13 protein-coding genes are annotated in these 16,540 nt (G+C 72.3%); 6 read left to right on the forward strand and 7 right to left on the reverse strand.

Translation table 11 applies throughout. The features are described from left to right. Nucleotides 1-591: 591 nt before the first annotated feature. Nucleotides 592-1,335, reverse strand: a complete 744-nt coding sequence (locus tag Vlu01_RS23765) for a hypothetical protein (protein WP_204003447.1) — start codon at nt 1,333-1,335, stop codon at nt 592-594. Continuing rightward, a complete protein-coding gene (locus tag Vlu01_RS23770; RefSeq protein WP_373307506.1) occupies nt 1,328-1,903 on the reverse strand; it encodes an RNA polymerase sigma factor in 576 nt (191 codons plus the stop codon). Before Vlu01_RS23770 ends, Vlu01_RS23765 begins: the two co-directional genes overlap by 8 nt. A gap of 80 nt (nt 1,904-1,983) precedes the next feature. Here Vlu01_RS23770 and Vlu01_RS23775 point away from each other — a divergent pair, with 80 nt between their 5' ends. Continuing rightward, nucleotides 1,984-3,237, forward strand: coding sequence for a YncE family protein (locus Vlu01_RS23775; RefSeq protein WP_239096083.1), 1,254 nt, complete (start codon nt 1,984-1,986; stop codon nt 3,235-3,237). Between the two features lie 11 nt (nt 3,238-3,248). On the opposite strand, the gene Vlu01_RS23780 is transcribed toward Vlu01_RS23775, so the two are convergent. The 3 genes from Vlu01_RS23780 to Vlu01_RS23790 all read right to left on the reverse strand — a co-directional run bounded on the left by Vlu01_RS23780 (nt 3,249) and on the right by Vlu01_RS23790 (nt 7,531). Then, a complete protein-coding gene (locus tag Vlu01_RS23780; RefSeq protein ID WP_204003448.1) occupies nt 3,249-4,706 on the reverse strand; it encodes a P-loop NTPase family protein in 1,458 nt (485 codons plus the stop codon). Further along, nucleotides 4,703-6,541: a dynamin family protein gene (locus Vlu01_RS23785; protein WP_204003518.1), complete on the reverse strand. Its 1,839-nt coding sequence runs from the start codon at nt 6,539-6,541 to the stop codon at nt 4,703-4,705. Before Vlu01_RS23785 ends, Vlu01_RS23780 begins: the two co-directional genes overlap by 4 nt. Nucleotides 6,542-6,637: 96 nt before the next feature. Continuing rightward, nucleotides 6,638-7,531, reverse strand: coding sequence for an IniB N-terminal domain-containing protein (locus Vlu01_RS23790; protein WP_204003449.1), 894 nt, complete (start codon nt 7,529-7,531; stop codon nt 6,638-6,640). A 297-nt stretch (nt 7,532-7,828) separates the two neighbouring features. On the opposite strand from Vlu01_RS23790, the gene Vlu01_RS23795 reads away from it, so the two are divergent. The 3 genes from Vlu01_RS23795 to Vlu01_RS23805 are packed head-to-tail and all read left to right on the forward strand — an operon-like array spanning nt 7,829 to nt 12,117. Further along, complete coding sequence (locus tag Vlu01_RS23795) at nt 7,829-9,121, forward strand: Hsp70 family protein (protein ID WP_204003450.1); 1,293 nt, start codon at nt 7,829-7,831, stop codon at nt 9,119-9,121. Between the two features lie 5 nt (nt 9,122-9,126). Continuing rightward, nucleotides 9,127-11,646 (forward strand): helix-turn-helix domain-containing protein, encoded by a 2,520-nt coding sequence (locus tag Vlu01_RS23800; RefSeq protein WP_204003451.1) that lies wholly within the window; start codon nt 9,127-9,129, stop codon nt 11,644-11,646. A gap of 48 nt (nt 11,647-11,694) precedes the next feature. Then, nucleotides 11,695-12,117, forward strand: a complete 423-nt coding sequence (locus Vlu01_RS23805) for a roadblock/LC7 domain-containing protein (protein WP_204003454.1) — start codon at nt 11,695-11,697, stop codon at nt 12,115-12,117. 15 nt (nt 12,118-12,132) lie between these two features. Here the strand turns inward: Vlu01_RS23805 and Vlu01_RS23810 are convergent, their stop codons facing one another. Further along, a complete protein-coding gene (locus tag Vlu01_RS23810; RefSeq protein WP_204003457.1) occupies nt 12,133-12,537 on the reverse strand; it encodes a DUF2267 domain-containing protein in 405 nt (134 codons plus the stop codon). 167 nt (nt 12,538-12,704) lie between these two features. On the opposite strand from Vlu01_RS23810, the gene Vlu01_RS23815 reads away from it, so the two are divergent. Then, nucleotides 12,705-13,574, forward strand: coding sequence for an AraC family transcriptional regulator (locus Vlu01_RS23815; RefSeq protein WP_204003459.1), 870 nt, complete (start codon nt 12,705-12,707; stop codon nt 13,572-13,574). Nucleotides 13,575-13,694: 120 nt separating this feature from the next. Continuing rightward, entirely contained in the window at nt 13,695-15,752 is a 2,058-nt protein-coding gene (locus Vlu01_RS23820; protein WP_204003462.1) for an alpha-glucuronidase, read from the forward strand. A 69-nt stretch (nt 15,753-15,821) separates the two neighbouring features. On the opposite strand, the gene Vlu01_RS23825 is transcribed toward Vlu01_RS23820, so the two are convergent. After that, nucleotides 15,822-16,472 (reverse strand): class I SAM-dependent methyltransferase, encoded by a 651-nt coding sequence (locus Vlu01_RS23825; protein WP_204003466.1) that lies wholly within the window; start codon nt 16,470-16,472, stop codon nt 15,822-15,824. Between the last annotated feature and the right edge of the window lie 68 nt (nt 16,473-16,540).

Genomic DNA, 16,540 nt, shown 5'->3' on the forward strand with positions numbered 1-16,540 from the left:
CCGGCCAGAACGTGCATCGAGGGGACGCCGAGGGTTGTCTCCTGTCGACAGGCGCTGGTCCGGGCTCGGTTCGCGGTCACATCGTGATCAACCTCGGAGTGACCCCGGCCACCGACGGCCAAAACGGTCGCAGACTTATCCGAAAAAAACAAGACACGTTTCCGAAACTTCCGTGGCGCGGGACTGGATGGGCCGACCGCACTGCTGACGCGGGCCTATCGACGGCGGGAACAGGCGGGTTGCGGAGGTGGCTCTGCGTGACAAGGTGTTTGCGCTAACAAGTACTGGTACGTGCTCTCGCCCGAATCGTCCAGTAGGTCGGCTGAGGGCAGCTCCGCCGCCGTCCGGCGGGTCGGCCGGCCACACTTCGGTCCCGGAAAAATCCCGGTAGGCCTCAGGATGTCGGTTACCCCGGGCTGATTGGGACGAATCAGTCCAGTCCCGGTCACGACCCTGACCCGAACAACGGCGGCGGCGGGGCGCGGGTGGATCTCGGAAACCCCGGTTGGTCACGCTTACATCAGCTTTTCAGTGGAGCTTGTCAGCGGCAGCGGGTGCACGGTGACCAGAGGCGGAAACTGCAACGAGGACTCATTCCAGGGTGACGGCGATCGCGACCGCTTCGGACAGGGTCAGGTCGCCCTCCAGCCGATAGGTCACCCCGGCGTCCTCCCAGATCAGGGTCGCGGCGGCGAGTCGCGCGCTCTCCTGGCGGACGCGCCCGTCGCGGTCGAGGTAGGAAACCGGGTGCGGGCCGCCGACCCAGATCGCACCGGCCGCACCGACCGACGTCCATTGGGCTCCCGACCCACCGGCCTGCTTGAAGAAGACCGGATCGAGTCCGCCATCGAAGGTGTCCAGACGTACGGTGCCGCTCCGGTAGAGCAAGGTCGCCACCCGGTAGCTGCCGGCGTCGTCCGGGTCGGCCAGCAGTGTCCGTTCGGGTGGACCCAGCGCGGCGGGGGTCCGGATCGGGAAACGCACCAGCCGCTGAGCCTCGTCGAGAGCGGCGGACCGTTGTGCCGGCGGCGGCGACGGAACGCCGGTCGGCGGCGTCAGGGCTGGGGCGGTGCTGGAGGTGCTGATGGTGATGCCGGCGAAACGCAGCAGGCCCGCCACCGCGTCGGCCAGCGCGGCCCGACCCGGCGGCAGCACCGCCACCAGTAGCGCGGCCAGCGCCGCAGCCAACGCGTACCGCCAGCGCCGTCGGCGTGCGACGCGGCGGGTGCGCGGAGTGGTGGCCAGCCGGGCGCGGACCTGCGCCGCGACCTGCGGCGGCTCGGGGGTCTCCAACCAGGTGGCCAGGTCGCGTAGCTCCCGCTCCAGGTCATCCACGGCTGGCCTCCTCCACCGAGAGCAGGCCACGCAGCTTCGCCAGCGCGCGCGAGGTGCGCGACTTCACGGTGCCCCGGGGCCAGCCCAGCGTGGTGACCGTCTCGTCCTCACTGAGGTCCAGCAGGAACCGGCAGACGATCACCTCCCGGTCCCGGGACGGCAGCGACCGCAGGGCCCGCACGAGCGCGGCCCGACGCTCCCCGGCGAGGACCGCACCGACGGCGTCGTCCTCGGCGACCTCCGAGCCCGGCTGCACCCGCGCGGCGCGCAGCACCAGGCCGTTGCGCCGCTCCCGGGTACGGTGCAGGTTGCGCGTCTCGTTGGCCACGATAGCCAGCAGCCAGGAGCGGAACGACGACTCGCCGCGGTAGCGGTCGATTTTGCGGTACCCCTTCACGAACGCCTCCTGGATGACGTCCTCGGCGTCGGAACCCGCGCCGAGCAGCACCGCGGTGCGGTACGCGGCCGCGGTGTGCCGGGTGACCAGGGATTCGTACGCCTCCAGGTCACCTGCCTGAGCGCGGGTGACGAACTGCTCGTCGTCCAGTGCAACCTCCGGTGGGATCACTCCTACTGACACCGCCGGGGCGGAGGAGGTTCCACCGCGTCGAGTGGGAACCCGGGACGGTCCCACGGTGTCACCGGGTCATGATGGCGAACACGACGATTTCGCGGCGTACCCTGCTGACCGCGCTGGCCGGCGCCGGAGCCGCCGCCCTGACCGGCTGCGATCCGGCCGCTACCCCGGCCGTCGCCGACCCGTTGCCGGACCCGCTGCTTGTCGCGGTCGACGGTGGCCTGACCGTGTTGCGTGGCACCGACCGGCAGACGATCGGTGCCGGAGTGGCCACCGCCGACGGGCGGCTGGTGTACGTGGCTGCCCCGGACGGCGCCGACACGGCCCTGTGGCGCGTCGACGCCGGTCGGGGCGACGCCACCGAGCGGGTGCGGCTGCCGGGCCGGTGGGTGCCGCAGACCGTCTCGGCCGACGGCCGCCGGCTGGCGCTGACCACGGAACGGCTCAGCGTCACCGGGGACCGCCCCGCCGGGCGCGACGAGACGCTGGTGTTGGTCGCTGACGCCGGTGGCGTACGGCAGCGGCTGCGGCTGCCGGGCAACTTCGTGCCGGAGGCGTTCACCCACGACCTCGCCGGGCTGTTCGTGCTGGAATGGCTGCCACCGGCGGCGCCGGACCACTACCGGGTGCGCCTGGTCGATCTCGCCAGCGGGGTCGCCGGTCCGCTGCTGACCCGTGACAAGACCCCGGTTCCGGAGGGCGCCGAAGAGGAAATGCGCGGCGACGGGCGGCAGGCGGTGCTGGCCCCGAACCGCACGGTGCTCTACACGCTGTACACCCACCAGCCCGACCACCAGCACACCCGGGACCGGATCAGTGGTCGGCCGGGCAGCGACGTACACGCTTTCGTACACACGCTGCACCTCGAACAGCGGTGGGCGTACTGCGTGGACCTGCCGCATCCGTTCGGGGAGGGTGCCGCCGACGGCCACGCCATGGCGATCACCCCCGATGGCGGCCGGCTCTACGTCGCCGACGTCGGTTCCGGCACCGTCGCGGAGATCTCCACCGAGGATCTGACCGTACGCCGTACGACCACCCTCGCCACCAGCGGTGCTCCGGCGTACGCGGCGGCCTCCGCCAAGCGGCTGTTCCTGGGTTCCGGTACCGGGGTGCGGGCCGTGGACCTGGCCGGTCTGACGGTCACCGCCGAGCGGGTGGCAGGCGACCCGGTCACGGGTCTCGTGCTCAGCCCGGACGGCAGCCGTCTCTACCTGGGTCATCGGGCAGCGGTGTCCTGGCAGGACCCGGTCACCGGAGGCCAACTCGGTCGCGCCGCCGTGCCCGGCCTGGTGGGCCTGCACGGCCCTGCCCGGCCGGCCTGACCGGGTACGCCTCAACGGGCGTGCGCCGCGGCCAGATCGGCGAGCAGGCCCTCACAACTGCGGGCCACGACCTGCGCGCCACGTCGCTGCGGCAACGCCAGTGCCGGGTCCTCGGCCCGTTCCCGCCACCGCCAGCGCGCCTCGGCGGCGGTCTCCCACAGCCAGCTGAGGGTCGCGTCGGGGGCGATCCCGAGCCGGGCAGCCGGGTCGTCACCATCGCCGCCGACCAACCGCCGCGCCTCGGCCGCGGATTCGGCGTCGAAGCCGAGCCGGCCGTCGCGCAACGCCGCCAGCAGCCGTGACTCGGCGAACTCGTGCGCGTTGGCGAGAAGCTGCTCCAGCGCGACGAGCAGGTCCCCGGTGGCCGGACCCGGCTCGTCGCGCAGCAGCGTCTCCACGGCCACCAGCGCCGAACGGGCCTTGAGCACGTGTCGCCGGTCGACGAAGAGGCGGTTGAGCGACTCGCGTAGCTCACCGAGGCCGCTGCGACGGACCAGTTCGGCGGCCAGTGCCACCCGGTTGTCGCAACCGGTGCGCACGAGGGTGGTCGCCAGGCGGATCCCGACCACACCGAGGCGCTCCAGCAGCGCGTTGCGAGTGGCCGCGGCCAACCCGGCGGGTGGTTCACCACGGGCGAAGCGTTCGGCGGAGAGCAGGTACGGCTCAAGCTCGGCGCGCGGAACCCGGGCCAGGGCCGCGAGCGCGGCGAACTCGGCCTCGCCGAGTACCCGGCCGGCCAGGCCGAGCAGCCCGCTGCACGGCACGACCGTCGTGCACAGCGCGTCCACGTGCGGGTTCCGCAGCGATCGCCGGGCGAGCTGACGAGCGCCGAGCAGCGCGTCGACGCGGCCACCACCGGATTCGTCCACCCGGGACAGCACCATGATGGTGTGGACCGGTGCGGCCTGTCCGACGACTCCGTCCCGGGTGGCTTCCAGGGCGCGCAGGTCGGCACCCCGGGCGTCGCGGGTCAGGTACAGCAGCGCGTCGGACTCGCGCAGCACCCGCTGCAGCACCGGATCCGACGCCTGCTCGTCGGCCCCGCCGACCGCCGGAGTGTCCAGCAGGGTCACCTGCCGCAGCGAGCGCGCCGGCCAGCGCACCACGATGTCGCGCAGTTCCCCGGCGCGCCAACCGGTGAGGTCGACCCGCATCCCGGTGCCGGAGCGGGACACCGCCAGTCGCTGTGGCGGATGACCGGGGGAGTACCCGGTCGCGTCCGGCTGCGGCCCGTCCTCGTACCAGGTGAAGGCGCTCCCGTCGACCGGGGCCACCTCCTCACCCATCAGGGCGTTGAGCAGGGTGGACTTGCCGCTGCGCCACCCGCCGACGACGGCGACCCGCAATGGCTGGTCGTAGCGGGCCACCTGGTGCCGCAGCACCTCGGTGGCCCGGGGGTTGTCGCGATAGCCGTGCCGGGCGCGGTGCAGCAGGTCCCGGACCTCGGCGTCCAGCCGTGAACTGGTCATGCCAGTGGCGCCAGCGGCGCCGGGCGGGCGGCGGTGACCTGCTGCGCCTGCTCGTAGAGCTCGGCCAGCCGGATCATCCGCTGCTGGATCTCGCGCTGACGTCGCTCACGTTCTGCCGCGTCGGTGTCGGCCGCCGCCTTGGCGGTGCGCAGCGACTCGATGATGGCGGTCTGCAGGTCGTCGGTGAGCGCGGCGAAATGGTCACGTAGTACGCGTTGCGCCCGGCGGGCCGCGTCCCGGCTGTCCTTGCTGACCAGGATGAAGAAATCGTCGACGTGCCGCTGCACCGCCGCCTTGACCGTGGCCTGCCGGCGGCGCAGCAACTGTCTGCCCTCGTCGCGGATGCTCTTGCCGCCGAAGAGCGCACCGGCGCCCACCGAGATCGGGTTGATCATCGGCATGCCGGCCAGGGTCAACGCCAACCCGAACATCAACAGCCCACCGTAGGAGCCTTTCATGCCGGTGAACACCTTCTGGCCGACGGTGAACCGGTCGACGTTGGGGCGTTCCAGCTCCGGTACCGGGGCGCCGTACTCGACCGACGCGGTCAGCGGCCACGGCGGCAGCGACCCGTGGCCGTACCGGGCGAACGACGCGGCGACCCGGCGGGCGATCCAGTCGCACCGCTGGACCAGCCACCGACGGTTCGCCTCGGCTGCCTCGACGAGGCTGCGCTCCAGCCACCGCGCGACGTCGTCCCACGCCACCAGCGGGTCGGCGGTCTCGAACGCCTCGTCGACCATCCGCAGGATCTGCCGGGTGCGGTCCCGCAGGTCATGCTCGATGTCGGAGATCAGGTCGGCCATCTCGTCGGTGAGGGTGTTCTGCCATCGGGTGGTGCACCGGCGCAGCTCGTCGACCTCTCGTTGCGCCGCGTGCAGCCGGGCCATCGGGGCCGACTGCTCCGTCGAGCGCTGGCTGGTCAGTTCCGCGCGCAGCGGCGCGGCGAGTTGTTCCACCACGGTCCGCGCGGTCAGCACCACCGCGGCCCGGGCCAGAGTGTCGGGTTTGGCGGCCAGGTGCCGGCGGAGCAGGGTGATCAGCGCCGGGAAGCCGGACTCCGCGTTGAGCGCGTGGTCGTCGGTGGCGGCGGCGTGCAACCGCAGCGCGGCGGACACGGGGATCAACGGCACCGGCAGCCCGGCGTCGGCCAGGTGCCGCCGATTGCGATCGGCCACGGTCTGCCAATCGGGCACCAGGTCCGTCTTGGTCTGCACCACGGCCACATTGGAGTGGGACCGGGTGAGACGCAGCAGCATGTTCAGCTCGTTGACCGACAGGTCCCGGGTGGAGTCGGTGACCAGCAGCACCGTGTCCGCGCGGGCCAGGGCGGCGACCGGGGTGCCGGCGCCGGCGGTGGTGACATCACCGTCGCCGGGCATGTCGACCAGCACCACACCGGCGCCGAGCAGCGCCCGGGGCAGACCAATCTCGATGTACGCCGGGCCGCCGCCGGGCAGTCGGCCGGCGCTGCCACCGACGCCGGCGGCGATCTGGTCGGTCGGCACCGGCGTTCGTCGCGCCGCCGGTGGATCCACGGTGGGCGGTGTTCCCGGCGGCGGCTGCACCACCGTCGCCGAGGCGACCTCGGCGTGCCGCAGCACCGTCGGCAGGACGGTGGTGGTGCCGTCGCCAACCGGGCAGACCGGCGCGTTGACGATCGCGTTGACCAGCTGACTCTTGCCCTGGTTCGGCTCGCCGACGACCAGCACGGTCAAGGTTGGATCGAGCAGGTGGGCGCGCTTGAGGCGGACCGCCTGAAGCAGGTCACCGCGACCGTGTTCCTGGCACGTGCGGGCGATGTTGTCGAGCGCGTCGAGCCAGATTCCCGCCATCACCGCACCAAGTGTGCGGATTTCGGGTTAATTATCAAGAGCGAAGAGGCGGGTGGGGTCGGTACCGTCCGGTACCGGCCCCACCCGCCAGCGGTGTCAGAGCAGACCGTCGGTGAGGCCCAGCACCCCGCCGGTAGAGGCGGCCGCCTCGCCGTGAGGTGCCGTGTCCCCGCTCACCGAACCGCTGACCCCGCCACCCAGCACCCCCGTCGCGCCGCCGGTGACGGTGCCGGTGACACCGTCCAACAAGCCCCCGACCTGCCCGGTCACACCACCCACAGTGGAATCCAGGTCGAGCGGCGGCACCACGCCACCGGTCTCACCGGTGAGGCCGAGCCCACCCAGGGTGTCGTCGACGCCGAGCGAACCGACCAGATCGCCGACCTGACTGGTGGCCCCGGGCAGCAGTCCGGACGGGGTGTCCAGCAGCCCGGAACCGGCGCCGTTCACTGCGGAGACCGGGTCACCCACCGCACCGGTGACGTCACCGAGCGCCGGCTCCGTGACGCGGTCGACCGGGGCCACGACATCCGCGTCGAGGGTGTCGGCCACGTCGTGCACGCCGGACAGGTCCGCCCCCACCCCGGTGGGGGTCACGCCGACACCGACTCCGGGAAAGACGCTCGCGCTCGCGGTCACCGACGACGGGTCGACCGCGATCGTGCCGAGCACTCCGGCCTTGACGTCCACGCCGGAGTGCGAGCTGCCGACGGTGATCTGCTGCGCCACGTGCTGCAACTGGCTGATCGCGTCGGTGGCGTCGCCGACCAGCGGGTCGAGACCGAGCTGCCCGGTGACCGGGGCGACCGGCGCGAGTCCCTGCACCGGGGCGTAGTCCACCACCAGCGGCACCACGTCCTGTACGTCGGCGGCCGTGATGTCACCGAGGCCGGCGGCGCGCAGCGCGCCCTCCGGGTCGAGATCGAACGCCGACCGGGCGTCCGCATCGGTCAGCAGGTTGAGCACGAAATCGTGCAGGGTCTGGTCCATGGTTGGGGGTTCTCCTCGGCGAAACGGCAACGACCGGTGATCGCCGACGACGCTACGGGCGGCGTGCCGCACCGGGCATCGGGGACGATCCCGCAATCCGACCCGCTCGATTAGGGGCATTCGGGCTCTCGTACGTTAGGGGGAGTGGGGGATGGGCGCTCGCCGAAGTTGGGGCTCCTGTTGCCGGAGTGATCTCTGGTACGAACGTAGGAGCCCACGGGGTCCCCCGGGGCGACCCGCCGTCGGCGGGTCTGTCCGGCCCACCCCCACGGCCGACACGGTCAAGGAAGAAAGCAGATGGCCTACGTGCTCGGGATCGACATCGGCAACACCAGCACCGTCGCCGCGGTCGCCCACCACCGTGACGGACGGTGGGCCCAACCCGAGCCGGTCGCTCTGCACCCGGGCCCGGGCCCGCTCCCGTCGGCGCTGCTGTTGGCCACCGACGGCACGTTCACCCTCGGCGAGAGCGAGGAGTCGGAACGGACCGCCCGTGGGGTGCTGAGCCGGGTCGGCGACAACGTGCCCCTGCTGCTCGCCGGCGAACGGTACCGGCCGGAGACACTTGTCGCGTTGCTCGCCGCGCACGTGGTCGATCAGGTTCACGGCGCCCGGGGCGGGCCGGCCGAGATGGTCGTGCTCAGCCACCCCGCCTCCTGGGGACGGTACCGTCGCGACCTGCTGCACAGCGCCCTGTGGGACTACGGCCTGAAGGAGGTGACGCTGCTGCCCCGCACGGTCACCGTGGCGGAGGGATACGCCGCCCGGGGCTTCGCCGGTGAGGTGGCCGCCGTGTACGCACTCGGCGGTGACACCTTCGAGGCCGCGCTGGTCCGACGCAACTCCCGGGACCGGTACGAGACCGTCGGCGTCCCCCGGACGCTCGCCCGGCTGGGCGGCGCCGACTTCGACGCAGCGCTCGCCGCACACGTGCGAACCGTACTCGTCCGGGAGTTGACCGCCGCAGGCCCCGGTGCCCGCACCGCCCTGTGTCGGTTGCCCGCCGAGTGTGAGCGGGCCAAGCGGGACCTGACCGTCGAGTCGCAGACGGATGTGGCGCTGTCGTTGCCGATCGGTCCGGTCCGGGTACCGGTCACCAGGTTGGAGTTCGAGGAGCTGATCCGGCCCGCCGTGCAGACCACTGTGGCGTTGCTGGCGCAGGCCGTCCGCGGCGCGAACCTCGCACCGGCGCAGCTCGACGGGGTGCTGCTGGCCGGCGGCGCCAGCCGGGTCCCACTGGTCGCCGAGTTGATCGCCACGGCCGGATTTCCGGTCGAGACCGCGCCCGACCCGCAGCACACCGCCGCCGCCGGCGCGGCAGCCGCCGGCACCCGGATCCTCTCCCCACGACCGCTGCCGGCCGGGCCACCCTCGCCCGCCGGTCCACCCACGACCGCCGAGTTCCCGGCGGCCGTGGCAACCACGTCCCACGGGCCGATGGCGCGCACCGCCGGCCCACCCCTGGGACCGACCGACGACCTGACCCACGGCGACGAGCCGCCGCCCCGTCCGCCGGTCCGCTACCCACCCCTCGACCTGCCAAAACGAGCCCGCCGGAAGCTGGTGCGCAGTCGGGGGCACGAAGGATGACCGCCATGATGACGAGCACCGTGGCGGAAAGCCCACTGGTCCTCGACGCCGAACCGACCGACCTGCTCGACGCGATCACCACGGCACCGGCCGCGCCGCTGGCACTCGGCGTGACCGGACCGGGCGGCCACGGCCGCACCACCTACCTGCAGGAACTGGCCGGCCGGTACGCCCGGGCCGGCGTCACCGTGCACACCGAGGTGCCGGCGGCCGACGACGCGTACGACCCAAACACGGTGCTGCTGGTCGACGACGCGCACCTGCTCGATGCGGCCCGGCTGCGGACGCTGCGGCGGCTGGTCACCGACCGCCGGCACCGCATCGCGATCAGCTACCGACCGTGGCCGCGACCGGCAGCCCTGGTCGAGCTGATCGACACGCTGCGCCGCGACGGGCGTCAACTTCTGCTCACCCCGTTCACCCGGGCCCGCACCGCGGCGTATCTCGCGGCCGTGCCGCGTCTCGGCCGCCGTCCGGAGCTGGTCGACTTCGTGCACACCCAGACCGGGGGAGTGCCTCGCCACGTCGGCTGGTTGGTCGACGGACTGCGCGAACACGACCCGGCCGCGGGCATACCGACGGAACCGCCCCGCCAGGTGGTCCTGCACCTCGGTCCCGACCTGGAGCATCTGACCACCGACGTACGACGGCTGCTGATCGCCTTGGCCGCGGACGTCCCGCTGTCCGTCGAGGCGCTGCGCCCGCTGCTGAACCGGGAGCCGGCGGAGATCGACGACCTCGTCGCCGAAGCCCGGGCGACCGGTCTGCTCGGCGTCGACGGCCGACCCACCCCGCTGGTCGGGCGGGCGGTGACCGCACTGAGCCCGGCCGCCGACCGCACCGCCGTCTGGCACCTGCTCAGCGACCTGGCACTCAGCCGGGGCGCACCGGTGTTGCCGCTGGTGCGCTCGCTGCTGGCGGCCGGTGTGGCCGGTGACTGCCCGGCGGCCACCCTGGAGGCGGCGGCCGAGGAGGCCCTCGGCGACGAACCGGGTCTGGCGGCCCGGTTGTTCGCTGCGGCGGCCGCTGCCGGCCGACCCACCGGTGGCCGGCAGGCGGTCGCCGCCGCCCTCGCCGGTGACCTCGACCTGGCACTGCGGCTGGCCGACCGGTTGCTCACCACCGCGACGCCGCCGGTCCGGGCGCAGGCCGCCCTCGTCGCCGCCACCGCCCTGGCCCATCGCGGACAGACCGACCGCAGCGTGGAGCTGTACCGGTGGTCCGGCGGGGCGACCGCCCACGCCTTCGCCACGGTCGGCGCGCTCGCCACCGGCCGGGCGATCGACCATCCCGAACCCGCTCAGGAGAGCCCACCGACCTTGCCAGCCGGTGCCGCCCGGCTGATGGCCGACGGGGTACGCGAGAGCATCCAGGGCACACCGTCGGCTGCCCTGTCCACCCTCGTGCAGGCGGCGGCCCTGTTGGAGCCCGACGGTCGGGCGGTGTTGCTGCCGGACAGTCCCGCCGCGCTGGCGGCGTTGACCGCCGTGCACTGCGGCGAGCTGGACATCGCCGAGCGGGTCCTCGACCGGGCCCTGGCCAGCGGTATCGGTGGGCGGCTGCTGACCGGCCGGCACCGACTGCTGCGAGCCTGGATCCTGATGACGCGAGGGCGGATCGCCGCGGCCGGCGAGCAGCTCACCGAGGCGACCGTCGACGTCGGGCTGGAGTCCCGTGACCGGCTCTTCGCCGCCGGGCTGACCATGGGTATCGCCCGGCGCACCAGCGACCTCGCCGCCTTGCAACGCGGCTGGGTGTCCGCGCTGGAGGCGGTGGTCCGCCACCCGGTCGACCTGTTCACGCTGTTGCCGCTGGGTGAACTGGCCATCGCCGGTGCCCGGCTCGGTGACCTGGGCCGGCTCACGCCCTATCTGCGGGCCGCGCACGAGCTGCTCGGCCGCCTGGACGATCCGCCGCTGTGGGGTACGCCGCTGCACTGGAGCGGACTGCACGCGGCGATCCTCTCCGACACCCCGGCCGCCGCCGACGAGCACGTCAGCGCCCTGGTCGCCGCCGCCGACCACAGTCGGTACGCCGCCGTGGTGGCAGCCGCGGCCGAGTGCTGGCTGGAGGTGCTGCGCGGCACCGTCGACCCGGTTCGGGTCGAGGCCGCCGCTCGGGGCCTGCACGACACCGGCCTCTGCTGGGACGGCGCCCGCCTGGCCGGGCAGGCCGCCATCCGCACCGCCGACCGGCGGGCGATGACAACACTGCTGGACTGTGCGCGGGCACTCCAGGGCCGGTCCGCCGCCGAGGATCGCAGGTCGGCAGCCGGAAGCGTGTCGCACCGGCTCAGCGAGCGGGAGCGGGAGGTGGCCGAACTGGTCGTCGCCGGTCTCACCTACCGGGAGATCGGAGACCGTTTGTTCATCTCCGCCAAGACTGTGGAGCATCACGTCGCCCGGATGCGAGCGAGGCTCGACTGCGCCAACCGTACCGACCTGTTGGCCCTGCTTCGTACCATTCTGGCCGACCCGTCGCACACCACGAACGGCCAGCCCTGGCCCCGTCGGGCCGCGGACTGAGCCGGAACCGGCCCGCATCACCGGTTCCGCCCAACGAGAGGACCTGCCATGACTTCTGCGGTGGCCACCGCCGACAACCTCGGTCGCGCGCTCGACGACATCGTCGACCGTGTGCCGGGGGCTCAGTTCGCGGTGGTGCTCTCCCCGGACGGGCTCCTGTTGGGTGCCTCCCGGGGCATCGACGACGAGCTCGCCAGCGGACTGTCCAGCATGGTCTGTGGACTCCAGGCGCTGGGCCTGGCCGCCGCGCGGGTCTGCGGAAAGGGTGAACTGCACCAGGTGGTGGTACAGATGTCCCGGGCGTTCCTGTTCCACGCGACCACCGGCAACGGTGCCGTCCTCGCCGTCGGTATCGACGGCGAGGCGGAGGTCGGCGACATGGCGTACGAAGTGGCGATGTTTGTCGCCCAGGCCGGCGACCACCTTCCGGTGTACCTGGAGCCGGTGACCAGGGGCGCCCTGCTCCGGTGATCTCCGGTGGCGCGTTCAGCCCCGCTCGCGCTGCACGTCGTACTGCGGGACCGGATTTGCGATCTGCCAGAACTCCGCGGGCAGGAACGCGATGACGTCGTCGTACTGGCCGGCTCCGACCGCCTCGCGAAGGGTGTCGAGGACCGCCCGGATGCCGGCTGCCGCCAGTTCGGGGTCGACGTCCGCCCGTCCACCGACCCGCTGCACGAACACGTCGAGGCCGAAGCGTTCGGCGTCCTCGTGCGGGCCGAACGCGTACGCCCGCAGGCCCTCCGGCAGATGACCGGCGAGATCGCGCGCCTCGCCACCGTCGATCCGCTCCGCCAGGGTGGTCAGCGTGGCTCGCGCGAGCGCGGTCGCCTGCTCGGCCGAGGACCCGGTGCGCTCTGCCACGGATTCGATGAACTGGTCGTCGTCCACCTCGCCGTACCCCTCTCGCCGTGGATCCGGCGTCTACCCGCCCACCGGTGTCCCAAACGAGCGTGTCCCGCCTGCCACCGCCTGCTCCCGCATGATCGGATCGGGCCAGGAAGATCGGGCGCGCACCGGGTCGCGCGGGCCAGGCTCGACGTCGGGAAGGAGGCCTGATGATCTCGGCACTCAACCGGCTCGTCGATCTCGTGGAGGAGCACCTCACCGAGGAACTCGACGTCGGGGCATCGGCCCGGGCGCTCGGCACCACCGAGTACCACCTGCGGCGGATGTTCTCGTCGCTGGCCGGCATGCCGCTGTCGGAGTACGTGCGCCGGCGGCGCATGACCGTCGCCGCCGCCGACGTCGTCCGGAGTGAGGACGACCTACTCAGCATCGCGGTCCGGTACGGGTACGGCTCCACCGAGGCGTTCGGACGTGCGTTCCGGGCCGTCCACGGCGTCGGTCCCGGTGACGTTCGCCGCGACGGAGGCCCCCTTCGTACCCAACCACAGCTCAGGTTCCGCCTGACCGTCGAAGGGAGCACCCCCGTGGACACCCGCATCGTCGAGCGTCCCGCGTTGCGGCTCATCGGGCACGCCACCCGGGTTCCGCTCATCCACCAGGGCGTCAATCCGCACATCGAGCGGCACATCGCCGCGTTGCCGGCCGAGGCGCACCAACGGCTGAAGGATCTCAGCGGCACCGAGCCGAAGGGCCTGCTCCAGATCACCGACGACGCCGATCCCGACGCCGGTGAGGGCACCGAGCTGACCTACCTGCACGGGGTCGCCGTCACTTTCGACACCACGGTCCCGGACGACCTCGACAGCATCGAGTCGCCGGCCGGAACGTGGGCGGTCTTCCGCTCCGCCGGACCCCATCCGCAGGCCCTGCAACAGGCCTGGGCCGCGACCGCCACCGAGTGGTTTCCGTCCAACCCGTGGCGGCTGCGGCCCGGTCCGGCGATCGTCGCGATCCTTGAGCGCACAGCCGACTTCAGCACCGCCACCTGCGAGTTGTGGCTGCCTGTCGAACCAGCCTGACCGGTACGGCTCTAAGCGAGCGACCAGCCATCGGTGCGATGGTCTCGTCGATCGCGGTGCCCGGTGCACCCACTTCCGGAAGTTCTTGACGCCTTTGGTGGGCTCTATACGATCTGTCCAATGACCCGCCCCGCTCCAACCGACGTCCACCCCGCCTGGTTGCCGCTCGAGGCGTTCCGCGCGATCGGCTCCCGGCACTGCCTGGTACGCGGTACCGGACGGCTCGTCGACACGGTCGTCGTCGAGGTCGAGCGGGCCTGTGCCGAGCATGGTGGCAGTGTCCGGCGGGAGGTCGAGGGGCCGTCGCCGAGCCTCGTGCTCGCCCTGGTTACGGCCGTCGGCGACGGTGGCCCAGCCGAACTCGACGCCGCCCTGGCCGAATTGCACGCAGCCGATGACGGGCCACTCGGCGAGGAAGGCTACGCGGTGGCCCGCCACGGCAACGTCACGGTGGTGCTCGCCGACCAGCCGGCCGGGCTGCTCTACGGGCTGTTCCACCTGACCCGGCTCGGTGAATCGGCCTTCGGCGCACCGCACGCGGTACAGCGATACCGTCCCGCGATGCGTCGCCGGATGCTCGACCACTGGGACAACGTCGACGTGCACCCGGTGCTGGGTCAGGTCGAACGCGGCTATGCCGGTGGGTCGATCTTCTGGCGTGACGGCCGTCCCCGGAGTGACCGTGACCGGGTGCGTGCGTACGCGCGACTGCTGGCAGCGTGCGGGGTGAACGCGGTGGCGGTGAACAACGTCAACGTCCACGCCACCGAAGCGCGACTGCTCACCGATCGGCTCGACGACGTCGCGCAGATCGCCGATGAGCTTCGCCCGTACGGCATCCGGGTGCACCTGTCGGTCACCTTCGCCGCGCCCATCGTCCTGGCCGCGCTGCCCACCGCGGACCCGCTCGACGACGCGGTGCGGGCCTGGTGGGCCGAGACCACCCGTGCGGTGTACGCCCGCATCCCTGACTTCGGCGGCTACGTGGTCAAGGCCGACTCGGAGGGACAACCGGGCCCGTTCAGTTATGGCCGCGACCACGCCGACGGAGCGAACCTGCTCGCCGAGGTGCTGGCATCCCACGGCGGCGTGGTGCACTGGCGGGCCTTCGTCTACAACCACCGGCAGGACTGGCGCGACCGCTCGATCGACCGTGCCCGCGCCGCGTTCGACCACTTCGCCCCGCTCGACGGCCGTTTCCGCGACAACGTGATCGTGCAGGTCAAGCACGGCCCGATGGATTTTCAGACCCGGGAACCCGTCACCCCGGTGATCACGGCGATGCCCGGCACCCGGCTGGCGGTGGAGTTCCAGGTGACGCAGGAGTACACCGGCCAGCAGCGGCATGTGTGTTATCTGGCTCCCTACTGGAGCGAGGCGCTGCGGTTCGGATGGGGCGACGACGGGCGTACCGTCTCCGACGTGGCCGCCGACGGCGGTGGCCTGGTCGCCGTCTCCAATGTGGGCGACGACCCGTTCTGGACCGGGCATCCGCTGGCCCAGGCCAACCTGTACGCGTTCGGCCGGCTCGCCTGGGATCCACGGCTGCGACCGGCGGAGGTGCTCGACGAGTGGATCGAGCTGACCTTCCACCCGGACACCAGCGCCGACCCGGAACTGCTCCGCCGCACCCTGCACGAGATCATGGACGACTCGTGGCGCACCTACGAGCGGTACACCGCGCCGCTGGGCGTCGGATTCATGGTGCGGCCTGGGCACCACTACGGCCCGGACGTCGACGGGTACGAGTACACCTCGTGGGGCACGTACCATTTCGCCGATCGCGACGGCGTGGGCGTGGACCGCACCCAGGCCACCGGCACCGGCTTCACCGGGCAGTATCCGCGGCCGTGGTCGCGGGTGTACGAATCTCCGGACACCTGCCCCGACGAGCTGCTGCTCTTCTTCCATCACGTGCCGTACGAGCACGTGCTGCACAGCGGTCGCACCGTCATCCAGCACATCTACGACACCCATTTCGACGGGGTGGCCGAAGTGGAATCGACCCGTCTGCGCTGGACGTCGCTGGTCGGGCTGGTGGACGCGGCGGTGCACGCCCGGGTGACCGAGCGGCTCGACGAGCAGCTGCGTTGCGCGCGAGAATGGCGCGACCAGGTCAACGCCTACTTCCACCGCAAGTCCGGGGTGCCCGACGCGCACGGCCGCCCGCTGCACTGAGCCGAGCGCACCGACCGTCGGCGACGCCGGGGTGCGGCGGCGGCGCTTCGCCAGCCGGCGTTGTCCGCCTCAGGGTGCCTCCGCGCGGTAGAAGGCGAAGCGGCCGAACCACGCCTTGCCCCCGCCGTTCCTCGCGACGCCGCGCAGGCCGGCGTCGACAAGTGCGGCCAGCACCCGCTCGGGGAGGCTGGCGGCCACCCGGGCGTTGCGGTGCGCCATCCCCCCGCCTCGCCCGGACGGCGTTCCGTCGATGTCGAGCACGTGCAGCTCGCCGCCGTGACGCAGGACCCGCCTGACCTCGCGCAGCGCCCGGGTACGTTCGTCGTCGTCCAGGTGGTGCAGCATGAACGCGGACAGCACCCGGTCGACGCTGCCGTCGGGCAGCGGTAACGCTCCGGCGAACGCCTGCTCGTAGCGGATCGGCAGTCCGCGCCGGGTCGCCTTGCGGCGGGCGCGGCGCAGCGCGGCCGGGTCCGGGTCGATGCCCAGCGCGTCGATGTCCCGGAGGCGGCGCCCGAGCGCGGTCAGGAGGTTGCCGGTACCGCAGCCGATCTCCAGGATCCGCTGGCCGGACCGGAGGTTCGCCCGGTCCATCAGGTGCCCGTGGATACGCCCGATTCCCGCGAGACGGGAGAACGGATCGTAGAGCGGCAGCAGCCAGTGCTTGCCCATGCCGGGCAGGTACTGCTGTGCGTCGGTGGGGTGGGGCTGTCCGGTCATGAGACGCTCCGATATCAGATGAAGTTCGGTCGTACTCTCAGCGTCATGGAGCGCGACATCGTGGGCAA

It is taken from the genome of Micromonospora lutea, from assembly GCF_016863535.1.
Classification (GTDB): domain Bacteria; phylum Actinomycetota; class Actinomycetes; order Mycobacteriales; family Micromonosporaceae; genus Micromonospora; species Micromonospora lutea.

Excerpts from the sequence above, each read along its gene's own strand:
- Vlu01_RS23790 (WP_204003449.1), bottom strand. The coding sequence starts at position 7,531 with ATGGACCAGACCCTGCACGATTTCGTGCTCAACCTGCTGACCGATGCG.
- Vlu01_RS23805 (WP_204003454.1), top strand. The coding sequence starts at position 11,695 with ATGACTTCTGCGGTGGCCACCGCCGACAACCTCGGTCGCGCGCTCGAC.
- Vlu01_RS23795 (WP_204003450.1), top strand. The coding sequence starts at position 7,829 with ATGGCCTACGTGCTCGGGATCGACATCGGCAACACCAGCACCGTCGCC.
- Vlu01_RS23820 (WP_204003462.1), top strand. The coding sequence starts at position 13,695 with ATGACCCGCCCCGCTCCAACCGACGTCCACCCCGCCTGGTTGCCGCTC.
- Vlu01_RS23775 (WP_239096083.1), top strand. The coding sequence starts at position 1,984 with ATGATGGCGAACACGACGATTTCGCGGCGTACCCTGCTGACCGCGCTG.
- Vlu01_RS23825 (WP_204003466.1), bottom strand. The coding sequence starts at position 16,472 with ATGACCGGACAGCCCCACCCCACCGACGCACAGCAGTACCTGCCCGGC.
- Vlu01_RS23785 (WP_204003518.1), bottom strand. The coding sequence starts at position 6,541 with ATGGCGGGAATCTGGCTCGACGCGCTCGACAACATCGCCCGCACGTGC.
- Vlu01_RS23815 (WP_204003459.1), top strand. The coding sequence starts at position 12,705 with ATGATCTCGGCACTCAACCGGCTCGTCGATCTCGTGGAGGAGCACCTC.
- Vlu01_RS23800 (WP_204003451.1), top strand. The coding sequence starts at position 9,127 with ATGATGACGAGCACCGTGGCGGAAAGCCCACTGGTCCTCGACGCCGAA.
- Vlu01_RS23780 (WP_204003448.1), bottom strand. The coding sequence starts at position 4,706 with ATGACCAGTTCACGGCTGGACGCCGAGGTCCGGGACCTGCTGCACCGC.